Source organism: Clostridium sp. AM28-20LB, assembly GCF_003480665.1.
In the GTDB taxonomy this organism is placed as follows: Bacteria; Bacillota; Clostridia; order Lachnospirales; family Lachnospiraceae; genus Otoolea; species Otoolea fessa.
In genome coordinates this window covers 117,526-138,132 of sequence record NZ_QUJN01000006.1, presented here as the reverse complement: position 1 = coordinate 138,132, position 20,607 = coordinate 117,526, and the positions used below count along the sequence as shown (strand labels likewise).

The 20,607-nt window shown below is 48.3% G+C and carries 19 protein-coding genes; 3 read left to right on the top strand and 16 right to left on the bottom strand.

Features of this window, described 5'->3' with window-relative positions; translation table 11 throughout:
• Positions 1-81 precede the first annotated feature (81 nt).
• The 3 genes from DW739_RS12145 to DW739_RS12135 form a co-directional block, all read right to left on the bottom strand.
• A complete protein-coding gene (locus DW739_RS12145; RefSeq protein WP_117796661.1) occupies positions 82-750 on the bottom strand; it encodes a TetR/AcrR family transcriptional regulator in 669 nt (222 codons plus the stop codon).
• Between the two features lie 38 nt (positions 751-788).
• Positions 789-1,028: an RNA-binding S4 domain-containing protein gene (locus DW739_RS12140; RefSeq protein WP_022360641.1), complete on the bottom strand. Its 240-nt coding sequence runs from the start codon at positions 1,026-1,028 to the stop codon at positions 789-791.
• Positions 1,029-1,159: 131 nt separating this feature from the next.
• Entirely contained in the window at positions 1,160-1,435 is a 276-nt protein-coding gene (locus DW739_RS12135) for an HU family DNA-binding protein (RefSeq protein ID WP_022360642.1), read from the bottom strand.
• A gap of 571 nt (positions 1,436-2,006) precedes the next feature.
• Between DW739_RS12135 and DW739_RS12130 the strand changes: the two genes are divergently transcribed.
• On the top strand, positions 2,007-3,335 hold the full coding sequence (locus tag DW739_RS12130) for a Na+/H+ antiporter NhaC family protein (RefSeq protein ID WP_117796660.1): 1,329 nt from the start codon (positions 2,007-2,009) through the stop codon (positions 3,333-3,335).
• 421 nt (positions 3,336-3,756) lie between these two features.
• Here the strand turns inward: DW739_RS12130 and spoVT are convergent, their stop codons facing one another.
• The 4 genes from spoVT to DW739_RS12110 all read right to left on the bottom strand — a co-directional run bounded on the left by spoVT (position 3,757) and on the right by DW739_RS12110 (position 7,889).
• On the bottom strand, positions 3,757-4,305 hold the full coding sequence (gene spoVT / locus DW739_RS12125; protein WP_107001695.1) for a stage V sporulation protein T: 549 nt from the start codon (positions 4,303-4,305) through the stop codon (positions 3,757-3,759).
• A gap of 125 nt (positions 4,306-4,430) precedes the next feature.
• The gene (locus tag DW739_RS12120) at positions 4,431-5,819 is read right to left on the bottom strand and encodes a uracil-xanthine permease family protein (protein ID WP_118523026.1); all 1,389 of its coding nucleotides are present in this window, start codon (positions 5,817-5,819) and stop codon (positions 4,431-4,433) included.
• A 955-nt stretch (positions 5,820-6,774) separates the two neighbouring features.
• Positions 6,775-7,350: a chromate transporter gene (locus DW739_RS12115; RefSeq protein ID WP_347559615.1), complete on the bottom strand. Its 576-nt coding sequence runs from the start codon at positions 7,348-7,350 to the stop codon at positions 6,775-6,777.
• A complete protein-coding gene (locus DW739_RS12110; protein ID WP_118673249.1) occupies positions 7,347-7,889 on the bottom strand; it encodes a chromate transporter in 543 nt (180 codons plus the stop codon). Before DW739_RS12110 ends, DW739_RS12115 begins: the two co-directional genes overlap by 4 nt.
• A gap of 228 nt (positions 7,890-8,117) precedes the next feature.
• Between DW739_RS12110 and DW739_RS12105 the strand changes: the two genes are divergently transcribed.
• Complete coding sequence (locus DW739_RS12105) at positions 8,118-9,110, top strand: LysR family transcriptional regulator (protein WP_107001698.1); 993 nt, start codon at positions 8,118-8,120, stop codon at positions 9,108-9,110.
• Positions 9,111-9,251: 141 nt separating this feature from the next.
• On the opposite strand, the gene DW739_RS12100 is transcribed toward DW739_RS12105, so the two are convergent.
• The 9 genes from DW739_RS12100 to DW739_RS12060 form a co-directional block, all read right to left on the bottom strand.
• Entirely contained in the window at positions 9,252-10,748 is a 1,497-nt protein-coding gene (locus DW739_RS12100) for a Na+/H+ antiporter NhaC family protein (RefSeq protein ID WP_118466986.1), read from the bottom strand.
• 155 nt (positions 10,749-10,903) lie between these two features.
• Positions 10,904-11,188, bottom strand: a complete 285-nt coding sequence (gene spoVG, locus DW739_RS12095) for a septation regulator SpoVG (RefSeq protein ID WP_107001781.1) — start codon at positions 11,186-11,188, stop codon at positions 10,904-10,906.
• Between the two features lie 36 nt (positions 11,189-11,224).
• Positions 11,225-12,346 carry a glucose-1-phosphate adenylyltransferase subunit GlgD gene (gene glgD, locus DW739_RS12090; protein WP_022359575.1) on the bottom strand — a complete coding sequence of 374 codons (1,122 nt, stop codon included), beginning with the start codon at positions 12,344-12,346 and terminating at the stop codon, positions 11,225-11,227.
• Positions 12,343-13,617 carry a glucose-1-phosphate adenylyltransferase gene (locus DW739_RS12085; RefSeq protein ID WP_118473001.1) on the bottom strand — a complete coding sequence of 425 codons (1,275 nt, stop codon included), beginning with the start codon at positions 13,615-13,617 and terminating at the stop codon, positions 12,343-12,345. The genes glgD and DW739_RS12085 overlap by 4 nt, the downstream gene beginning before the upstream one ends.
• A 257-nt stretch (positions 13,618-13,874) precedes the next feature.
• Complete coding sequence (locus DW739_RS12080; RefSeq protein ID WP_118524749.1) at positions 13,875-14,849, bottom strand: LysR family transcriptional regulator; 975 nt, start codon at positions 14,847-14,849, stop codon at positions 13,875-13,877.
• A gap of 138 nt (positions 14,850-14,987) precedes the next feature.
• Positions 14,988-16,277 (bottom strand): TRAP transporter large permease, encoded by a 1,290-nt coding sequence (locus DW739_RS12075; RefSeq protein WP_207722853.1) that lies wholly within the window; start codon positions 16,275-16,277, stop codon positions 14,988-14,990.
• Positions 16,274-16,774 (bottom strand): TRAP transporter small permease, encoded by a 501-nt coding sequence (locus DW739_RS12070; protein ID WP_118482238.1) that lies wholly within the window; start codon positions 16,772-16,774, stop codon positions 16,274-16,276. The genes DW739_RS12075 and DW739_RS12070 overlap by 4 nt, the downstream gene beginning before the upstream one ends.
• A 23-nt stretch (positions 16,775-16,797) precedes the next feature.
• On the bottom strand, positions 16,798-17,877 hold the full coding sequence (locus tag DW739_RS12065; protein ID WP_118482237.1) for a TRAP transporter substrate-binding protein: 1,080 nt from the start codon (positions 17,875-17,877) through the stop codon (positions 16,798-16,800).
• A 42-nt stretch (positions 17,878-17,919) separates the two neighbouring features.
• A complete protein-coding gene (locus DW739_RS12060; protein WP_107001705.1) occupies positions 17,920-18,783 on the bottom strand; it encodes a DUF6282 family protein in 864 nt (287 codons plus the stop codon).
• A 351-nt stretch (positions 18,784-19,134) separates the two neighbouring features.
• Between DW739_RS12060 and asnS the strand changes: the two genes are divergently transcribed.
• Entirely contained in the window at positions 19,135-20,526 is a 1,392-nt protein-coding gene (gene asnS, locus DW739_RS12055; protein WP_107001706.1) for an asparagine--tRNA ligase, read from the top strand.
• Positions 20,527-20,607 lie beyond the last annotated feature (81 nt).

Genomic DNA, 20,607 nt, shown 5'->3' with positions numbered 1-20,607 from the left:
GACCGAAGTCGCCTCGTAAAAGTCTAACTTTGAGGGGGCACCTCATTCTCTTGACTTCTTTTTTTATTTCCCTTCTTTATATCATTGTTTTCCCAGGTTCTCCGGGGTTCTGCACCATGTCAGGAGCATTCCTTTTAAAAATTCCAGTTCCTGCGTGTGGTCTTCCTTGTGATCGTCCGCCCACACAATTCCCTGTGCATAGCGCTCAGCCACCGCCAGCATCGCAATCGCAACACTTGTAAATAACTGCTGCTCCGGGATATCGGTCCGGATGCTTTTATCGCTCCTCGCCTGCTCATAGAACTTATGATACAGCGCTCCTGCCGGCTTCAAAACATCCAGATGTTCAGCCAGCGCTTCCCCCTTGACTTTCTCCCGGGAGATAAAGTTTTTATAGTTATTACTGAACCGGAGTATTTCCGGGCGTTCCCGGTAAATCCGGATAATCTGGTCCGTATAAAACTCAATGTACTGATACGCCGTGAATGATTCAAATATCTCCGGTCCCTTTTCTTCCAGAATCTCCTTCCAGAGATCGCCCCAGATTTTTCCGCTGATCGCTATCACAAGCTTGACCTTCGTCTGATAATAGTTATATAGGGTCGCAACGCCCACTTCCGCAGCGTCCGCCACTCTTTGTAAGCTGACATTCTCGATCCCATATTGCGAAAACAGCCTGAATCCAGCTTCCATCAGCTGTTCTTTCCGGCGCATCGCCTCTTTTTCATCCCGCTCTATATTTCTTGGCATTTCGTCCTCCGCGCCTTTTACTGACGTCTCTTGGATTTTTACAGGTATTCAAACATTTCTTTGGCATCTTCCTTGCGGATGGTCTCCTGTACGCTTGTAACGCGGACCTTCACCGATTTATTGCCGAAAGCAATTTCAATCACATCCCCAACCTTGACCTCCGCGCTGGCTCTTGCCACTTTATCATTCAGCATCACTCGTCCGCTGTCACACGCTTCATTGGCTACGGTTCTTCTCTTGATGATGCGGGACACCTTCAAATACTTGTCTAATCTCATATCTTCCCTTTCCATAACCCTTGCAGGGCATTTTCATCATAGCGGATTTCCCTCAATCCCCATAATATCAAAAGCCCTCCATGATGTATCATCACGAAGGGCTGTCTGTCACACATATATGTCTGAGATAATTATGCGTTTACCATATCCTTTAATGCTTTACCAGCTTTGAACTTCGGAGTCTTGGAAGCTGCGATCGGCATGGTCTCGCCGGTCTTCGGGTTTCTTCCCTCTCTAGCTGCTCTCTCAGCTACCTCAAAAGTACCAAAGCCAACCAGCTGAATCTTTCCGCCCTTAACCAGTTCCTCGGATACTGCATCTGTGAAAGCCTTGATTGCCTTCTCTGCGTCTTTCTTGGAAAGCTCTGCTTTCTCAGCTACAACTGCGATTAATTCTGTCTTGTTCATCGTATATTCCTCCTAGCTTATATCTTTGCACATGAATCCTCTTAGTTTTCTTCGTACATGCCCGCAAATCTTACTTTACATTTATATACATTTCTCCTTGCTTTGTCAAGGTTTTTTGCACTTTTCCTCACATTCCGAACCGACAATCGTTACGACTCGCAAATAGGAATTTTCTAAACTGAAAATTCCGTACGATGCCGTTTAGGCAGCAGATTTTTCCGATTTTAAATGCGAAGCATCGCCAAAATCATAGTTTGAAGCACACGCAAGCACTTCACACTGTGATTTTTTGGTGAAAACCCGTGTAGTATCTGTGAAATCCCTTGTGCTTTTATATCATTTCCGATATACCTCCATCTTATTCAGCATACTTCTCTTTTCCGATCATGTTTTCTATCGTTTTTGCATGCTTTTCTCCGTCTTTCAGAATATTGTTTTTACAGGCTTTCGTCAACCTTTTCGTTACAGTTACACTGTCTTCTTTACTTGCCTGAATCCCATTCTTATGGTAAGATCAAATAATGTATATCCGGCCTATTACGGCAAACATATAGAAAGGCTGAAAATTATTATGAAAAAGCAAAAACTATCTTCCCTTCTGCCTATCGCTGTATTTCTGATCTTTTATCTGGGGCTAGGAATCTGGTCAGAATATATCATGAAGATCCCGATGGGCTTTTACAACATTCCGATTGTTGTCGCATTTATGCTTGCGATCCTGACGGCCTGTTTCCAGAACCGTTCTCTTTCCTTTGACCGGAAACTGGAGCTGATGGGGCAAGGCATCGGAGATAAGAACATCATCACCATGCTTCTCATCTTCCTGACAGCCGGAACCTTTGTCGGTGTCGTAGGACGAAGCAGCGCTGAAAGCGTTGCTTATCTGATGCTGTCTCTTATCCCGGCCCGTTTTTCCGTTGCTGTTCTCTTTGTGGTAGCGTGCTTTGTCTCTACTTCCATGGGAACCTCCGTTGGAACCATCACCCTGATTGTTCCGATTGCCACTGCCGTATCTGAGACCTCTGGTTTCTCTCTGGCCCTTTGCGTCGCATCTGTCATCGGCGGTGCCATGTTTGGAGATAATCTCTCTTTCATCTCCGATACAACCATCGCAGCCTGCAACGGTCAGGGATGTGCTATGAAGGATAAATTCCGTGAGAACTTCGGCATCGCACTTCCGGCTGCCATCGCTTCCCTGGCACTTATCCTGGTCGTTTCCTTCCATCAGGATCCGGGAGCTGCCATCATAAAACCATACAACCTGATTCAGCTGATCCCCTATCTTCTGGTATTAGCAGGCGGCATTGCCGGTATTCAGGTATTTGTCGTTCTGTTAGTCGGAATCGTATCCGGTGCCATCATTATGCTGGGCTCCGGCCAGACTACTCCCTGGGAAATGCTTACCAACATGGGGTCCGGCACTTCCGGCATGTTTGAGACCAGTATGGTTGCCATCTTAGTTGCAGCTATGTGCGCACTGATCCGTGAAAACGGTGGCTTCGATGTTCTTCTTAACGTTATTCATCGCATCTTCCGCGGAAAACGCGGCGGTCAGTTTGGTGTCGGCCTTTTAGTTACCCTGCTGGATATCGCAACTGCCAATAACACAGTGGCTATCGTTATGGCTAATCCTATTGCAAAGGAAATTTCTGAAGATTATGGCATCAGTGCCAGAAAGACAGCCTCCCTTCTGGATACCTTTTCCTGTATCTCCCAGGGAATCCTGCCTTACGGTGCTCAGATGCTGGTAGCATTATCGGCGGTTCATGAGCTGGGCTATGAACTGTCTGCCTTTGAGGTCATGCCGCTTCTGTTCTATCCAAGCATGCTGTTTATCAGTTCTTTAATCTGTATCTTTCTGCTTCCAGAGCGCGGAGACCGTGTCAAAGCAAAAAAATAACAGCGGAACCCTTTCCACTGTACATATAAAAAGCTAAACATAAGAAGAGCTGTCCGACTTTCTCGTCATCAGACAGCTCTTTTATGAAATCTCTCGAAGTTTCACTATATAACCTCTCTTTCTTAATTTTAACAAAAAAGGGGCGTGTTCACAATTTATTTACTCATGCGTTTGTCATGCGCCTTGCTGTGCTTTTTCTGTGAAAAATCATTGAGTATCTGTGAACTCTCCTGCGCTTTCGTCTGTTTTTCGATATATCTGTTATATCAAATACCAGTTTTTATCAAATACAGGACTATCAAAAACAAGATCGATGGACAACCGCCCAGGAGTTTTATCTCTCTTTACGTTTTCCATCGATCCCGTCTTCTTTTTTCTCTCACCGCCTGTTTCCAGGCAGATTTATCTCATTTATCTTTTTTTATCCTTCCATCTGACGTCCCAGAAATCCGGCTGCCGTCGCTGCCAGCTTCATCTCCGCCCCTCCAAGCGCCTGCTTTGCCTCCCGGCTGAGGAGAATCACCGCCCCGATCGCATCGCCCTCGCTCAAAATCGGCACAATCACCTCGGCGCTGCTCTCCTCCACCTCATCCGAGGTAATCGGGATAAATGCTTTTTCTCCCCGCGCCGCACAGATATTCTGACGTTCGGAAACTGCCAGCTCCAGCGCCCGGCTGATCGTCTTCTGGTAATATTCCTTCTTTGGTCCCCCGGATACCGCGATGATCTGATCCCGGTCCGCGATGCAGACCATCAGCCCCGTGGACTGCGCCATCGCCTCCGCGTACTGCACGGCAAATGCCGCCAGCTCTACCATCGGTGAATATTTTTTCAATATAATCTCGCCCTCGCGGTCCGTGAATATCTCAAGCGGCGTCCCTTCCCGAAGGCGCAGCGTCCGGCGTATCTCTTTCGGGATGACAACGCGACCCAGATCATCGATTCTTCTCACAATTCCTGTAGCTTTCATGATTCTTCCTCCTGCATACCACGTTTGCCATATCGTGTGTCTTATGGGTAGTATGTGGAAATGCAGGCGGATTATACATCTGAAATGGTTCGTCCCAATTTTAGAACTGAAAATTTTTGCGTTTTTTATTCCTGCCGTTTCTTCGGATTCGGATTGATCGCCACACCGCGGTTGATGTCGCCCTGTAAATTCTTGCCGAACTGGTAATCATTACCCGGAAGAATCACATTGAGCAGAACGCCCGCAATCGCTGCGATCGCAAGACCTGTCAGGGTAACCGAGGTTCCTGCCGCCTCAAAGGTCAGACCGTCGGAGAATCCCAGCCCGCAGACCAGAATTACCGCAGCGATTACCAGGTTCCGGGATTTGGTTAAATCCACCTGGTTTTCGACCACGTTGCGGACACCGATCGCGGAGATCATACCGTATAGCATGAAACTAACGCCGCCGATGATTGCAGACGGCATCGAACCGATGACCTCTGCCATCTTCGGAATAAAGCTCAGAATCACAGCAAAGACAGCTGCAATCCGGATGACACGCGGGTCATGAACACGACTTAATTCCAGAACGCCCGTATTTTCACCGTAAGTCGTATTGGCAGGACCGCCAACGAGTGCCGACAGAGATGTTGCGATACCATCGCCGACCAGCGTCCGGTGCAGTCCCGGATCCGCAAGGAAATTTTCTCCGACCGTCGCGGAGATCGCCGACATATCGCCGATATGTTCCATCATCGTCGCAAGCGCGATCGGCGCCATTACCATGACCGCCGTCGGGTCAAATTTGCACAGCTGGAACGGAGGAAGTCCGACCCAGGAAGCCGTCGCTACCTCTGAGAAATTCAGGATCGCACTTCCGTCCGGGTTTGTCATTCCCATCATCTGGAAGACTGCTGCCGCTGCATAGGAGATCACAACGCCCATCAGAATCGGAATGATCTTGAACATTCCCTTGCCCCAGATATTAAAAACTATGATGGTTCCCAGCGCGATCAACGCAATCAGCCAGTTTGTCGATGCGTTGGCGATCGCGGACGGCGCCAGTGAAAGTCCGATACAGATAATGATCGGACCTGTCACAACCGGCGGCAGATAGTGCATGACGCGCTCCACGCCTGCCAGCTTGATGATCAGCGCCAGAATCAGGTACAGCGCACCCGCTACCACGATACCGCCGCAGGCATATGGCAATTTCTCGCCCATCGTCATATCTGCAAAAATACCGCTGTCCAAGTTTGCCACCGTCGCAAATCCACCGAGGAATGCGAACGAGGAACCGAGGAACGCCGGGACTTTTAACTTAGAGCAGGCATGGAAAAACAGTGTTCCCAGACCCGCACACATCAGCGTTACCTGAATCGAAAGTCCCTCTCCCTCAAAATAGGTATTGACCAGAATCGGCACCAGGATCGTCGCGCCGAACATCGCAAACATATGCTGCAAACCTAAAAGCAGCATCTTCGGCAGACCCAGTGTTCTGGCGTCTTTAATGACCATGTCGTTTTCATTCATTTTAGATAGATACCTCCAACAATTCCCTTCATTTTATAATGTACATCATTTTCATTTTCCAGAATATCCTTTTTGACTTCATTCGTCAACCTTTCTGCCGCGCTTGCTTCGATTTTCTGTAAACAAAACAAAGAATGTGCCTTTTTGTGTAATGGGGAATTCCAAGGAATTTCCTATTGCACAAAAAAAGAGCTGTCCGACTTTCTCGTCATCAGACAGCTCTTTTATGAAATATCCCGAAGTTTCACTATATAACCTCTCTTTCTTTTATATTTTGTTTTAAATGTGCTATGGACCTCTTCCTTTCATATGAATCTCCTCCTTTGATTACATGTATCTATGTAAACTCTTTTAGAGATTGTATGATGATGGATTCCATCGATACCGATTTTTATCTTTTTATTTAATTGGATAAATTCGGTTTTTAAAACCATGATCATGTTTTTTAGTAACTAACTATCCCATTGGACCGTCCTCCTTGTTCCTTATTTCGTCCTAGAAACTATGGTAACCGTTTGTTGGGGTTATCTCTGTTTCTTTTGATGGTTTTATTCTACTAGATAATTTTCATTTTGTCAAGCATTATTTCTAATTATTTTCCATATTTTTCTTTATTTATCTGATTATATTTTTGTAATTGTTGTGTATTTCTGTTTTATTTGTTCTGTTTCTAACTATTATTGCGCTTTACGATCGCGTTTTCTTGTATTTTTTGTTTTATAGGACGCAATTTCCTGTAAAATGAAGAAAGTCCCATGAACAAATCATGTGTCTTGACACATCCGGGCTTCTCGCGCGGCCGCTTGCGGCATGTTTCTTCTTCGCATGAGTACGCATCCCGCAAAGCGTTTTGTCATAGGACGAAGCTTCCTATGACAAAAAAGAACCACCCCAAAAGAATATGCCGATACCGAACTACCTCTTCTGGAAATGGTTCTATTTTCTTCTATCTTCCCTAGTGGAACTGGAACACGATTCCAGTCACAGCCGCTACCACGATGTAGAGGATCGGGTGCTTTTTCCATTTGACTAAGCCGTACCAGATCGCAAGTGCCAGTACGATCGCCTTCCAGTTGATGATGGAAAACAGCTTGGAAAGCACCAGGCTGCCATCCTCGCCGACATGGAGGAACGCTATCTTTGCCACGCCGATACCGGCTGCCGCAATCAGGGCGGTGGATGCCGCGCGAAGTCCATAGAGGGCATTCTGTACGATCGCGGATGTTTTAAACCTATCGAGAATCTTCGAGATGATTATGATGATAATCACGGACGGAAGCACCAGCGAAAGCGGTGCCGCCAGGCCGCCGAGAATCCCCTTGATATGGAAGCCGACGTAGGTCGCCATGTTGACGCCCATTGGTCCCGGCGTGGACTCGGAGACAGCAATCATGTTGGAAATATCACTAAAGGTATACCATCCTGTCTCCTTGGAAATATTGTAAAGGAATGGCAGAGTCGCCAGTCCACCGCCAATCGCAAACAGTCCGCAGCAGAAGAAACGGAAGCATAATTCAAGTATCAGCATCATTTCTTCTCCCCCTTTCCGCCCTTCAGTACAATCCCGATCACACCCGCCACGACAACAAGAAGCGCCGGAGAAACCGATGTAAACAGTGACAGTACAAACACAACCGCCGCAATCGCGATCGCACCTTTATCAACCAGCGATTTCTTCGCCAGCTTGACAACCGCACTGCCGATCAGCACACAGACGCAGGCGCGGATGCCTGCAAAGGCACTGCTCACAAAGCTAAGTTCAATAAAGTTCGAGATAAATGCCGCGATAATCATAATGATGATAAGCGACGGCGCAATGACTCCCAGCGTCGCCGCAATTGCCCCCGGAATCCCCCGATTTTTATAACCGACAAACGTCGCCGTGTTGACCGCGATGATACCCGGTGTACACTGACCAATCGCGTAGTAATCCATCAATTCTTCATCCGTCGCCCAATGGCGTCCATTGACTACCTCTTTCTGCAGCATCGGCAGCATCGCATATCCGCCGCCGAAGGTAAATCCTCCGATTCTGGCAAACGTCAGAAACATATCCAGCAGTTCTTTCATTTCTGCCCACTCCCTTCCGTATTATCCCTACACTTTTATTTCTCTGGAATTTCCAGTATATATCTGCTTATGTATCATACCAGAATTCAAGGAGCCTGAAAAATACCATTCGGATATAGAATATATATCAAAAAAATATAGTTAGCCTGTTATTCTATCGGATTTTGTTATATAATATATCTGCCGTATACACAGTTTTACAACGAATCCGAACAGGAAGGAGCATTTATGGAACTTCGCCAGTTATCCTACTTCACCACCATCGTCAACGAGGGAAATATTTCCCAGGCAGCCAAAAAACTGAATATCTCACAACCACCGCTCAGCCACCAGATGAAGCTTCTGGAGGCAGAACTGGGTGTGACGCTGTTTGAGCGCGGTTCCCGCCGCATCCGACTGACACCTGCTGGAAAGACGTTCTACGACCGGGCGCTTGCGATCCTCGATCTGAGCCAGGCTGCCCGCACGGAGCTGACTGCACAGAAACAGGAGATTCAGGGCGTTGTGCGCCTTGGCATCATCTCCTCCGCCGTCGAATTTGTGACCCGGCATTATCTTGCCCCATTCCGGCGATCCTATCCCAAAGCCCTGTTTGAACTCCATGAGTCCAATTCCTACCACCTGCTCGATCTGCTTCACTCCAACCAGATCGACCTCGCCGTGATCCGGACGCCATTTGCCAAAGCCGGGCTGGAGATGCAGACACTACCGCCGGAGGCATTTCTGGCGATCGGGCGCGAAATGATCTGGAGCCATTACCAGGAATGCCCGAATGCCCTTCTGACCGATATTCCTCCATCCGACACTGGTTCTGTGATTCAAAGTTCCCACCCTATGCCTGCATCCGACGCTTCCGAACCACAAAAAAGCCATACGCCCACATCTCTTCCCCTCTCCGCCCTCACCCGCGCGCCGCTCATTCTTTACCGCCGCTGGCAGCCGCTGATTCTGGGATATTTTGAGGAACAGGCACTGGAACCGAACATCGTCTGCATTGCCGACGATGCCAGAACCGCCCTTTTATGGGCGTCCGAAGGGCTGGGCATCGCGCTCGCGCCTGAATCTGCCCTCTGTTTAAATTCCGATCCCGCCCTGATCCGCCGGATCATCACCCAGCCGCAGATCCACTCAAGTATCTGTCTGGTCAAACGGAAGGAACGAAGTTTATCGCTGGTGGGGAATGCGTTTTTCCAAAGTTTCCATGCCACCGCTATTTCATAAAGAGGGTGCGGACAACCTTCTGCTCCGGCAGAAACAACCGCAGCTGCTACCGATGCCCCAGCGGAAGATACGACCGCTTCCTCCGATGAAACGAAAGAAATCGGCAGTAAACGAACCAATTTTCGTTTACTGCCGATGCTTTTACGCCTCTTTCGTCCCTTTATTCTTTCGATCCAGAATAACCAGAACCACAATCAGCGCTGCGAATCCCACGCCGGTTCCCACCCAGCCATTGGCGGTAATTCCGGCTGCCAGATAACCGAGGAAACAGCACGCTGCTACGCACAGCACATACGGGATCTGGGTCGATACGTGGTTGATGTGGTGGCACTGGGCGCCAGCCGACGCAAGGATGGTCGTATCCGAGATCGGGGAAACATGGTCGCCGCAGACCGCACCTGCCAGAATCGAAGCCGTCACGATCGTAAGGCTGTTCATATTTTCAGCGCCAACCACCGCAAATGCAATCGGAAGCAGAATACCGAAGGTACCCCAGGACGTACCGGTCGAGAACGCCAGCCCCGCCGCGATGACGAACATCAGGGCCGGCATCAGGGAGCCGACCAGCGCATTGCCGCCCACTACCTCTTTGACATAGCCGCCGATGTTTAAGTAATCCGCACTGCAGATACCAGACAGAGTCCAGGCAAGGCACAGAATCATGATCGCCGGGATCATCGCCTTGACGCCGATCGTGAAGGATTCACAGAACTCATTGAACCGGATGACACGGCGGATCATGTAGAATACAAAGATAAACACCAGTGTGAAGAAGGAGCCAAGCACCAGGCTCAGTGCCGAATCACAGTTAGCGAACGCCTCGACCAGACCAACGCCGTCCAGGATGCCGCCTGTATACAGCATACCGCTGACGCAGAACGCGATCAGAACCAGGATCGGAAGAATCAGATCGATAACCTTTCCGTTGCCGGAGATCTCCATCGCCTCCGCCTCGACCGTCGTCTCTTTTCCGGTCTTTTTCACCTGTTCTTCATAGCGTTTCATCGCCGCGAAATCAAAATCGCCTGCTACCAAAAAGAGCATGAAGCAGATCGTGAGAAGCGCATACAGATTAAACGGAATCGTGTGAAGGAACAGACTGAAGCCGTCCACCCCGCTGTCCTCCGGAAGCGAAGAACCGACCGCTGCCGCCCAGCTTGAGATCGGCGCGATGATACAGATCGGCGCCGCCGTCGCATCGATGATGTAGGCTAACTTCGCACGTGTGATCTTGTGCTTGTCCGTCACCGGACGCATAACCGTGCCGACAGTCAGGCAGTTAAAATAGTCATCCACGAAAATCAGCATACCGAGGAACATGGTTGCAAACAGCGCGCCCTTCTTCGTGCGGATCGCGTGGGACGCCCACTCACCATAAGCCTTCGACGCACCAGACTTTGTGATCAGTGCTACCACGATGCCGAGAAATGCCAGGAAAAGCAGAATGTTGACATTGCCCCCGATCTTCTCGCCCATGATCGCGATCATTGTTTCCACCGCATGAAGCGGATTTGGACCCGTAAATAAAAACGCGCCCGACATAATACCTATCAGCAGAGACAGGTACACCTCTTTCGTAATCAATGCAAGCGCAATGGCTACGATAGGCGGTATTAAAGAAAAAATCGTACCGCTCATAATTACCCCCTTATGGATTATCTGTACACATTCGGGCAAATTCTGCCCGTTTTTGAGCACACTATATCTACATAATAAATGTCCCCGGGCACTTTGTCCAGCGTCCGGGGACATTTTTTCATATTTTCTCTCTTTTTACTTTCTTTTCCTGCTTTTTACTCTGCTTTCTCCAGCTCTGCCAGTTCCAGAGCTGTCGCCTCATATTTGGCAAGAATGACATTTTGAATCATGTCTCTGGTTTCCGAATTAATCGGGTGGGCAATATCCCGGTATTCTCCATCCGCAGCCTTACGGCTCGGCATAGCAATAAAAAGTCCTTTCTCTCCCTCAATAACCTTGATATCATGAACCACAAATTCATTGTCAAGTGTGATGGATACGATGGCTTTCATCTTACCTTCCTTCTCTATCCGCCGCACTCTTACGTCTGTAATCTGCATACCCATTTACCCCTTCCGTCTGTTCTTTGATGTACCCTATAATGTAAACCGCTCGTTCTTCTCAATGACAATCTTTACATCTTCCGGCGTACCGATGTGCGTCGTGTTGGCGCGGATCGTATCACGGCTCTCTACAATACAATTCTCAATCACTGTATTGTCCCCGATGTAAACATCATTTAAAATAACAGAATTCCGGATGATACAGTTATTGCCTACATATACCTTCTTAAACAGAACCGAGTTCTCCACCGTACCATTTAAGATACAGCCGCTGGATACCAGGCTGTTCTTGACATTTGCACCCGGATTGTATTTTGCCGGCGGAAGATCATCTACCTTGGAGTAGATCTCCGGGTATTCCTTGAAGAAATAGTGGCGTACATCCGGTTTTAGGAAATCCATGTTCGTCTTGTAGTACGAATCAACCGAAGCGATGTTGCTCCAGTAAGTTCCTAACTTATACGCGTAAATGCGTTTGAGGTTCTTATATCTGACTAAAATATCAGTAACAAAATCATACCGATCCTCTGCTGCACAGCGCTCCAGAAGTTCGATGAGCTGACGGCGGCGGATTACATAGATACCGCAGGAGATCATGCTGGAGGTCGCCAGCATCGGTTTTTCCTCAAAATCTGTGATACGTCCGTCATCATTTAACTTCACCAGACCGAAGCGGGTAACGTCCTCCTCCGGAGGCATCTCCTTGCATACTACGGTAATATCCGCTTTCTTTTCAATATGATACTCCAGTACCTTGCCGTAATCCAATTTATAGACACAGTCGCCGCCTGCAATGACCACATACGGCTCATGACTTTTCTTTAAGAAATCGAGGTTCTGATACAGAGCATCTGCGGTACCGCGGTACCAGTCGCTGCTCTCTGCCGTGATCGTCGGTGTGAATACATACATGCCGCCCTGCTTACGTCCGAAATCCCACCACTTGGAAGAACTCAAGTGCTCATTCAGGGAACGGGAGTTGTACTGCGTCAGTACCGCCACACTCTGGATGTGGGAATTGCTCATATTGCTCAGAGCAAAATCGACACTGCGGTAGCTGCCTGCGATAGGCATCGCTGCGATGGCTCTCTTATTGGATAATTCTCTCATTCTCTTGCTGTTGCCGCCAGCTAAAACAATCCCGATCGCTCTCATTGTATTCCACCTGCCTTTATGATATAATCGCCGCTCTCCAGCTCGCCGCCGTGATAATCGTCTGCCGTCGTCACACCGGAAATCGCTGTGTTCCGTCCTATCTTCACTCCATCCGGTATCACGGAGCGCTCTCCGATCGTTACCAGATCGAACTGATATACCTTCTTGTCGTACTTGCTCTCGGCATATTCTCCGACGCCGACCTCGGCATTCTCACCGATGGTAACGTCCTCCGCCACGATCGCCTTATCCACAACCGTGCCAGCGCCGATCGTCGTGCCCTTCATGATGATCGAATCACGGATCACCGCACCTTCTCCGATCGTAACGCCTGCTCCGATGACCGAGTTAATGACTTCGCCGTATACCTCGGTGCCCTCGCCGATGATACTGCGCTCTATCTTGGACTGCTCCGATATAAATTGTGGGGGAATAATATCGCTCTTCGTGTAAATCTTCCAGTATTCTTCATACAGGTTGAACTCCGGAATGATGTCGATCAGTTCCATGTTTGCCTCCCAGTAGGAGCCAAGGGTTCCGACATCTTTCCAGTAGCCGTTGTACTCGTATGCGAAGATACGTTTTCCAGCTGCATGGCAATACGGGATAATGTGCTTTCCAAAATCACATCCAGGCTCGTCCGAGAGCTTGATGAGCGCTTCTTTGAGCACCTTCCAGCTGAATATGTAAATACCCATGGAAGCTAAATTGCTGCGCGGATTCGCCGGTTTCTCCTCAAACTCCGTAATGCGGTTGTTGTCATCGGTTATAACGATACCGAAACGGCTTGCCTCCTCCATCGGAACCTGCATCGCCGCGATCGTCACATCCGCATTGTTTGCTTTGTGGTATTCCAGCATTACCTCGTAGTCCATCTTGTAGATGTGGTCGCCGGACAAAATCAGCACATACTCTGGATTGTACGTTTCCATGTATTCCAGGTTCTGGTAAATCGCGTTCGCCGTACCGGTGTACCAATCGCTTCCTTTGCTCCGCTCATACGGCGGAAGTACCGTCACACCACCTACGTTGCGGTCCAGATCCCACGGAATACCGATTCCAATATGTGCATTCAGCCGCAGCGGCTGATACTGGGTCAGAACGCCTACCGTGTCCACTCCCGAATTGATACAGTTACTTAACGGAAAATCGATGATTCGATACTTTCCTCCGAAAGAAACCGCAGGTTTTGCTACTTTTTGAGTTAAGACACCCAGACGACTGCCCTGTCCGCCTGCCAACAGCATAGCTATCATTTCCTTTTTAATCACGATATCACCCCTCGATGCTCACATATAATGTGTATTTTAAACCTGTTTTTATTATAACATACTTCACGAAAATAGTGAACAAATTTTTAATAGAATTTGTCCCAATTTTGTACATTTTCCGACATTTTTCGTTCCTTTTACATAATATTTTCGTAATTCCGGGATGTGGAATCTAAGAGCGAACCTCCCGTGAACTGAAAAAAAGCCCTGAATCTGAGACACTTTTGACTCAAAAGCATTTCCGATTCAAGGCTTTTTTACTGTATACTCTTTCTCAATTCTTCCAGACTCATCGAATCTGCAATCCGCGGCAACTCCTCCTGTAAGATATGGACAAAGTCCTGTATATACATCGGATGCATCGCATTCCGGTGGCTGACCAGCTCAATCTTTAACTCCCGTCCCAGGTTCCGGATCGGGAACATATAGAGTTCATCCTCTGGCTTACAGGTCTGATTGTGACGGTAAGCAGCTGCCAGCAGCATTTTCGGGCACAGCGCCGCACAGATGCCGGACGCGCAGAGCAGAATCTGCGTCTCACTATCACTGATGTTATAGATGACATTAAGCTTTACATTATAACTGTCCAGATATTCCTGAATCGCATGGTTGACTTTTCCGGTCTTGAAACTCTGCGTAAACGGAATGTTGGAAAACCGTTTCAGATCAATCCCATCCTCCATCTGCCGGATCTCCTGCTTGCTAAATTCCCGCCTCAAAAGCTTGGCGGAGATAACCAGGATGATCTCATCCGTCGTCAGGGTCTGGATTTTATAATCCGGATGCGGTGACGTATTGACCCCGATAAATAAATCTACCTGTCCGTTCAACAGGCGTTCCTCCAGGATCTGTGTGTCCTCCTCCGTAAAGGATATATTTACCTTCGGGTAACACTGGTAATATCGCGGCAGCACACGGGGCAGTATGATCGGCGCGCGGGATGTACTGATTCCCAAGGTAAAACCGCCCACCGTCCCCTCCGCTATCCCCGCCAGACTCCGGCTCATACTCGTCTCCATAATCTGGATATTTAACAGGTTATGAAGCATGATCTCGCCAGCCTGCGTCAGACGGAATTTGGGACGCCGCTCAAACAACACGACATTATACTCTTTTTCCAGCCTCTTTATATGATCGCTGGCGCACTGCTGTGTAATATGAAGCTCATTTGCAGCTTTTGTAATACTCATTTCTCTGGCTACCACCAAAAAAACTTCGAATCCTATTTTCATTGTTTCCTCCGCCAGTTCTCAGTTCTATCTATTTTCTTATTCTAACCAAAAGGAGCCGTAAAAAAACAGCGCATTGACCTTTCAAGTCTCTTCTGCTGTCTTTTCATAGCCCCTTTTTCTTACGTATTTTTCTAATACTTAGTATCCGTACCCCATTAGTCTCGGAAGCCATGTGATGATTCCCGGTACATATGCAAATACAAACAGAAGCAATATTTCCGTCAAAAGGAACGGAAGCGCTCCCTTTACAATCTGTTTGAAATTCAAGCCTGAAATCGAAACCGCCGTAAACAGATTATATCCAAACGGAGGTGTTACGAATCCAACTACCAGGCAAATACAGAACAGCATACCGATGTGGAGTTCATTACATCCGAGTGCAATTCCAACCGGAATTAAAATTGGTGCCAGAATCAGAGTTGCCGCTACGTTATCCATCAGACAGCCTACAATTAAGAGCACTACAACTAGTACGAAGAGATAAAGTGCCTGGCTGCCACCTACGAAGCTGATAAATGCATTGGAAATCACGATTCCGATCTGGGATTTCGATACAACCCAGGAGAACAGGGACGCCGCCGCGATGATGAAATTGACCATTGTCGATGTTTTCAGGGAATTGATCAGGATCTTCGGTAAATCTTTTACTTTCAGTTCTTTCAATGCAAAACCCAGAATCAGCGCATAAACAATGCCGACCGCTGCGGATTCGGTTGGTGTAAAGATACCGCCATAAATACCGCCTAGAATCAGAACCGGAAGTCCCAGAGCGCCCAGCGCTTTCCAGAACAATTTCATGGATTCTTTAAAATCAAACTTCATCGTCTTCGCATGTTTCAGAACCTCCGGATTCCTGTATGCGAATACGACATTGACTAACGATAACGCCAGTGCGATAACAAGTCCCGGGACAACCCCTGCCATAAACATTGCCGGAATTGAAAGATTCATTGTAACTCCATAAATAATCATGGGAATACTCGGAGGAATGATTGGTCCCAATGCACCTGCCGATGCAACTAACCCCGCGCTCGTTTCTCTGGAATAACCTGCCTTCAGCATGGAAGGAAGCATAATTGAACCAATCGCTGCTACCGTCGCCGGACCAGAGCCCGTCAGCGCTGCAAAGATCGCACAACTGAATACGGTTACAATTCCAAGTCCGCCCGGAAGCCAGCCTAAAATACTCTTCGCCCAATCGGTCAGACGTTTGGAAATACCACCGAAATCCATCAGGTTTCCTACCAAGATAAACAGTGGGACTGCAAGCAGTGTGAAGGAGTTAAGACCGTAAATCAGCCGCTGTGCGACTACCAGCATGCTCCCTCCCGTTGTCGCCAGATATGCCATTCCGGCAGAAAGGATTGCAAATGCAACCGGAATACCCAAAAGCATCAGACCGAATAATACTACTAATACAAGTGTCATAATACCGGTTTATCCTCCTTTCTCTCTGTCGCTGATACGATCATCGCAATCGCTACAAATGCCTGGAACATCAAAAGGATTCCGCCGACTGCCACGGAGGAATTGATACACCACATCGGGACAGAAAGCGCGGTGCTCAAGTTGGTTCTGGAGCTGTACGCAAGCTTTAAGCCTGCGTACAGCATTACGGTTCCATCAAAAAAGATAACTAATTCAATGATAATATCGACAATTTTTCGAAGTGTTCCATGCATCAGATCCAGGATTGCTGTTACTGTAGCATGTCCGCTTCCCTCAATCAACAAGGAAGCCCCCAGCATATGCATCCAGATAAAGCAGTACCGGGCAAGTTCTTCGCTCCAGGACAATGAATTATTCAGAATGAAGCGGAAAAACACCTGTGCCACACAGGCAACAATCAGGATAATAAAAATCACCATTCCTATGTAACTGACGCACTTATTAATTATGTCTGAAACCTGCTGTAATTTTTTCATGCTGTCAAACCCTCTTTCTGCAATCACCTCTCCGTGCCGGTCAGGGATTTAATCTGATCCACCCACTCAGAACCGATGTAGGATTCCATCTCGTCATAGCACGGCTGTACGGCACTCTGGAATGCCTCTGTATCTACATCCTCAGAGGATACAATCGTCATGCCCTGAGACGTCAGATCCGACTCCATCTTTTCAGCGGTTGCATCGTTATTTTCACGTGTTTCTTTGGCTGCTTCCTGTGCTGCTTCTTTTAAAATCGCCTGATCTTCCTCAGATAAGGACTCATATACGCTGGTAGAAATACATACCGGAAGTGGAGAATAGAACAGGTTTACATTATCAATGTATTTGCAGATATCCGGGAAACCGTTGGTATATAATACACTTAACGGTGCGTCACAGCCATCTACGGTACCCTGCTGCAGAGCGGTTAAAAGCTCGCCCCATGCCATCGGGGTTGCATTTACACCCAGCGCCTTGTAAGCAGACAGATAAATCTTTGTCTCCATGCAGCGGATCTTCAGTCCATTCAAATCGGACGGTGCTTTGATTTCTTTGTCCTTTGTACACAACTGACGGAATCCGCCCTCAGAAAATGCAAGACATGTAACGCCTGTTCCGTCCATATTGTCGATCAGGGACTGACCGAAATCGCCGTCTACGATCTCACGTGCCTGTGCCAGATCGCTAAAAATGAACGGAAGATCCAGTGCGCCGTTTGCCGGTACATAAGAAGAAACATATGCATTCGTCATGACTGCCATGTCGCATGTTCCGGTCTGCATGCCTTCCCACATCTCCGGCTCGGAACCAAGCTGACTGCTCGCATACAGGTTGACTGCAATTCTACCCTCGGATTTCTCTTCCACGATCTCTTTGAACTTGGTTGCAGTAAAGTGATACGGATCATCCGCGTTTGCTGCGGTCGTATAACCGATGCTGAGTGTTGTCTCGGCATTCGGGTTAGCGGTGTTCTCGGCTGCCGCCTGTGTTCCTGCCGCCGCTGCCTGTGTGGTACCACCTGCCTGTCCGCCGCCGCACGCTGTCATGCTGAGCGCTGTCACTGCTGCTAATGCCCCTGCCAATACTCTGTCTTTCCTCATAATGTAAAATCCTCCTTCTAAAAAATGTGCATTTATATAAATTTATCTGCATACCACTTCTTCCGGTACCTTCTGGACCATGTCCCGTATCTGTGCTTCCGCAATCCCACAGGTCAGCATCACGGCGATAAACCGTTTCAATTCCGAAACGGGTGTCGGCGCCCCTTTCTGCCCTCGGTCCGTTGCCAGATATACGTGTCCACTTCCAACGGTCCGAATCGTCTCTGCCATCTCTTCCGGCATCACACTTTTCTGTGCCAGATTAAACCAGTTCTTCTCAATCACAACCCCCAGCTTCGCCAGTTCCGCCTGATCGTCTCTTCCTATCCTCGTCCTTGGAAACTCTGGATGTGTCAAAATCATATTGACCCCCCGTTTCCGTCCTTCCCTGCATAAAATCAGGGATTCCTCCGGGCTGATATGTCCTGTTGCCAGAAATGCGTCTTTTTCCTTGATAGCATCCATGATGTCGTAGACGCATTCTTTTAATGTTCCATCCTGTTCCAGAATGGTAATACCCCTGCGGTCGAAGAAATCTCCCTCCATGTTTCCGAATACTAGGCTGTTTTTCGCATCCCGGGTCGGCATCCATACAATTTTTGCCCCCGCCCGCAATGCATTTTTCACCGCGTATACATTCAAGCCGCCCGCCGGGCAGTTGAGGCAGAGCCCGCCATACGCTTTCGCCTTACAGCCGCTGTAGCGGTTGATCAGTTCTGCCCGTAAAGCCGTTGATTCATAATGACTTTTCAGCATCACTCCCGCCATTCCTGCCGCGTCTGCCTCCCGGATCAACTGGAATCCATCCAATTCTCTCGGAAAAACAGAGGGCGATGAATGTACATGTAAATCGTACGCACCTTTCAGAAGCTCTTCCGCTTTTTTATTTGCGTCAAGTTCAGTCATAATTCTTCTGTCTACACCCTTTCCGTTTGATAGACTCTTTGAAAGTATTCCGCGGTTTTCTTTCTTTATCCCCATTCTAACACCGGGCATTTGTCTCTGTAAAACAAGTATTCACAGAGTTGACACAATACCCAGCTTGTTTTCTGCCCTTTCCTTCTGTTTTTGCATTTGTTTCTGTTAATTTTTAAAGCTGTCACTTTTTATACGGGCAGGTTTCTTCCCCCCGCAAATTTCCCTCCGTCCCTTGAATCTACAAGAAAAATACAGTATAATGAAAGTTAAACACGGTCTGCACACTGCAGGGCAGTCCGCATGAGAAAGTTTATTTTGCAAAATAAGGAGTTTACTGAGATGAATTTAACCACTGTAAGAGAAATTTACCGTTCCAGAGAGACGTATCTGGACAAAGAAGTTCAGATCGGCGGCTGGGTACGAAGCGTGCGCGGTTCCAAGAACTTTGGCTTCATCGTTGTGAGCGATGGCAGCTACTTTGAGACGCTTCAGGTTGTTTACCATGATACAATGCCGAACTTTGCGGAGATCTCCAAGTTAAACGTAGGCGCATCCATTATCGTAAAAGGTACCCTGGTTGCGACCCCGGAGGCAAAGCAGCCGTTCGAGATTCAGGCGACCGAGGTAGCCGTTGAGGGACCGTCCGCTTCGGATTATCCGCTTCAGAAAAAACGCCACAGCCTTGAATATCTGCGTACCATCTCCCACCTGCGTCCGAGAACCAACACCTTCCAGGCTGTGTTCCGTGTACGTTCCCTGGCAGCTTACGCGATCCATCAGTATTTCCAGGAGCGCGATTTCGTGTATGTCCACACTCCACTGATTACCGCAAGTGACTGCGAGGGCGCCGGTGAGATGTTCCAGGTTACCACGATGGATCTGAACAATGTTCCGAAAAAGGACGACGGCACGGTTGACTACTCCCAGGATTTCTTCGGAAAACCAACTAACTTAACTGTCAGCGGTCAGTTAAACGGCGAGACCTACGCGATGGCATTCCGCAATATCTACACCTTCGGACCGACCTTCCGCGCAGAGAACTCCAACACGACCCGTCATGCAGCTGAGTTCTGGATGATCGAGCCGGAGATGGCATTTGCGGATCTGAACGACAACATGGAAGTTGCCGAGGATATGTTAAAATATGTCATCCGCTACGTCTTAGAGCACGCACCGGAAGAGATGAATTTCTTCAACCAGTTCATCGACAAGGGACTCCTTGACCGCTTAAACCACGTATTAAATTCCGAGTTCGGTCATGTAACCTACACCGAGGCTGTCCGCATCCTCGAAGAGCACAACGACGAATTCGACTACAAGGTATTCTGGGGCTGTGACTTACAGACCGAGCATGAGCGCTACTTAACCGAGAAGATCTTCCAGAAACCGGTCTTCGTTACCGATTATCCGAAGGAGATCAAGGCATTCTACATGAAGATGAACGAGGACGGCAAGACCGTTGCAGCGATGGACTGTCTCGTACCGGGCATCGGCGAGATCATCGGCGGCAGCCAGCGTGAGGACAGCTTAGAGAAGTTAGAGGCGCGTATGGACGAGCTTGGACTCAAAAAGGAGGACTACGATTTCTATCTGGATCTGCGTAAATACGGTTCCGCAAGACACTCCGGATTTGGTCTTGGATTCGAGCGCTGCGTGATGTACTTAACCGGCGTTTCCAACATCCGTGATGTCATCCCGTTCCCGAGAACCGTAAACAACTGTGAACTGTAAACAATAAGCAACTATGGGGCTGTCGCAAATACTGGAATCCGCTTTCTGCTATTTGCAGCAGTCCCTTTTCTATTATTATTT

Coding starts and splice junctions, on each gene's coding strand:
- spoVT (WP_107001695.1), bottom strand. CDS start 4,305: ATGAAAGCTACAGGAATTGTGAGAAGAATCGATGATCTGGGTCGCGTT.
- DW739_RS12075 (WP_207722853.1), bottom strand. CDS start 16,277: ATGACACTTGTATTAGTAGTATTATTCGGTCTGATGCTTTTGGGTATT.
- DW739_RS12070 (WP_118482238.1), bottom strand. CDS start 16,774: ATGAAAAAATTACAGCAGGTTTCAGACATAATTAATAAGTGCGTCAGT.
- DW739_RS12115 (WP_347559615.1), bottom strand. CDS start 7,350: ATGATGCTGATACTTGAATTATGCTTCCGTTTCTTCTGCTGCGGACTG.
- DW739_RS12080 (WP_118524749.1), bottom strand. CDS start 14,849: ATGAAAATAGGATTCGAAGTTTTTTTGGTGGTAGCCAGAGAAATGAGT.
- DW739_RS12060 (WP_107001705.1), bottom strand. CDS start 18,783: ATGACTGAACTTGACGCAAATAAAAAAGCGGAAGAGCTTCTGAAAGGT.
- DW739_RS12105 (WP_107001698.1), top strand. CDS start 8,118: ATGGAACTTCGCCAGTTATCCTACTTCACCACCATCGTCAACGAGGGA.
- DW739_RS12100 (WP_118466986.1), bottom strand. CDS start 10,748: ATGAGCGGTACGATTTTTTCTTTAATACCGCCTATCGTAGCCATTGCG.
- spoVG (WP_107001781.1), bottom strand. CDS start 11,188: ATGCAGATTACAGACGTAAGAGTGCGGCGGATAGAGAAGGAAGGTAAG.
- DW739_RS12120 (WP_118523026.1), bottom strand. CDS start 5,819: ATGAATGAAAACGACATGGTCATTAAAGACGCCAGAACACTGGGTCTG.
- DW739_RS12130 (WP_117796660.1), top strand. CDS start 2,007: ATGAAAAAGCAAAAACTATCTTCCCTTCTGCCTATCGCTGTATTTCTG.
- DW739_RS12140 (WP_022360641.1), bottom strand. CDS start 1,028: ATGAGATTAGACAAGTATTTGAAGGTGTCCCGCATCATCAAGAGAAGA.
- DW739_RS12135 (WP_022360642.1), bottom strand. CDS start 1,435: ATGAACAAGACAGAATTAATCGCAGTTGTAGCTGAGAAAGCAGAGCTT.
- DW739_RS12145 (WP_117796661.1), bottom strand. CDS start 750: ATGCCAAGAAATATAGAGCGGGATGAAAAAGAGGCGATGCGCCGGAAA.
- DW739_RS12065 (WP_118482237.1), bottom strand. CDS start 17,877: ATGAGGAAAGACAGAGTATTGGCAGGGGCATTAGCAGCAGTGACAGCG.
- glgD (WP_022359575.1), bottom strand. CDS start 12,346: ATGAGAGCGATCGGGATTGTTTTAGCTGGCGGCAACAGCAAGAGAATG.
- asnS (WP_107001706.1), top strand. CDS start 19,135: ATGAATTTAACCACTGTAAGAGAAATTTACCGTTCCAGAGAGACGTAT.
- DW739_RS12110 (WP_118673249.1), bottom strand. CDS start 7,889: ATGAAAGAACTGCTGGATATGTTTCTGACGTTTGCCAGAATCGGAGGA.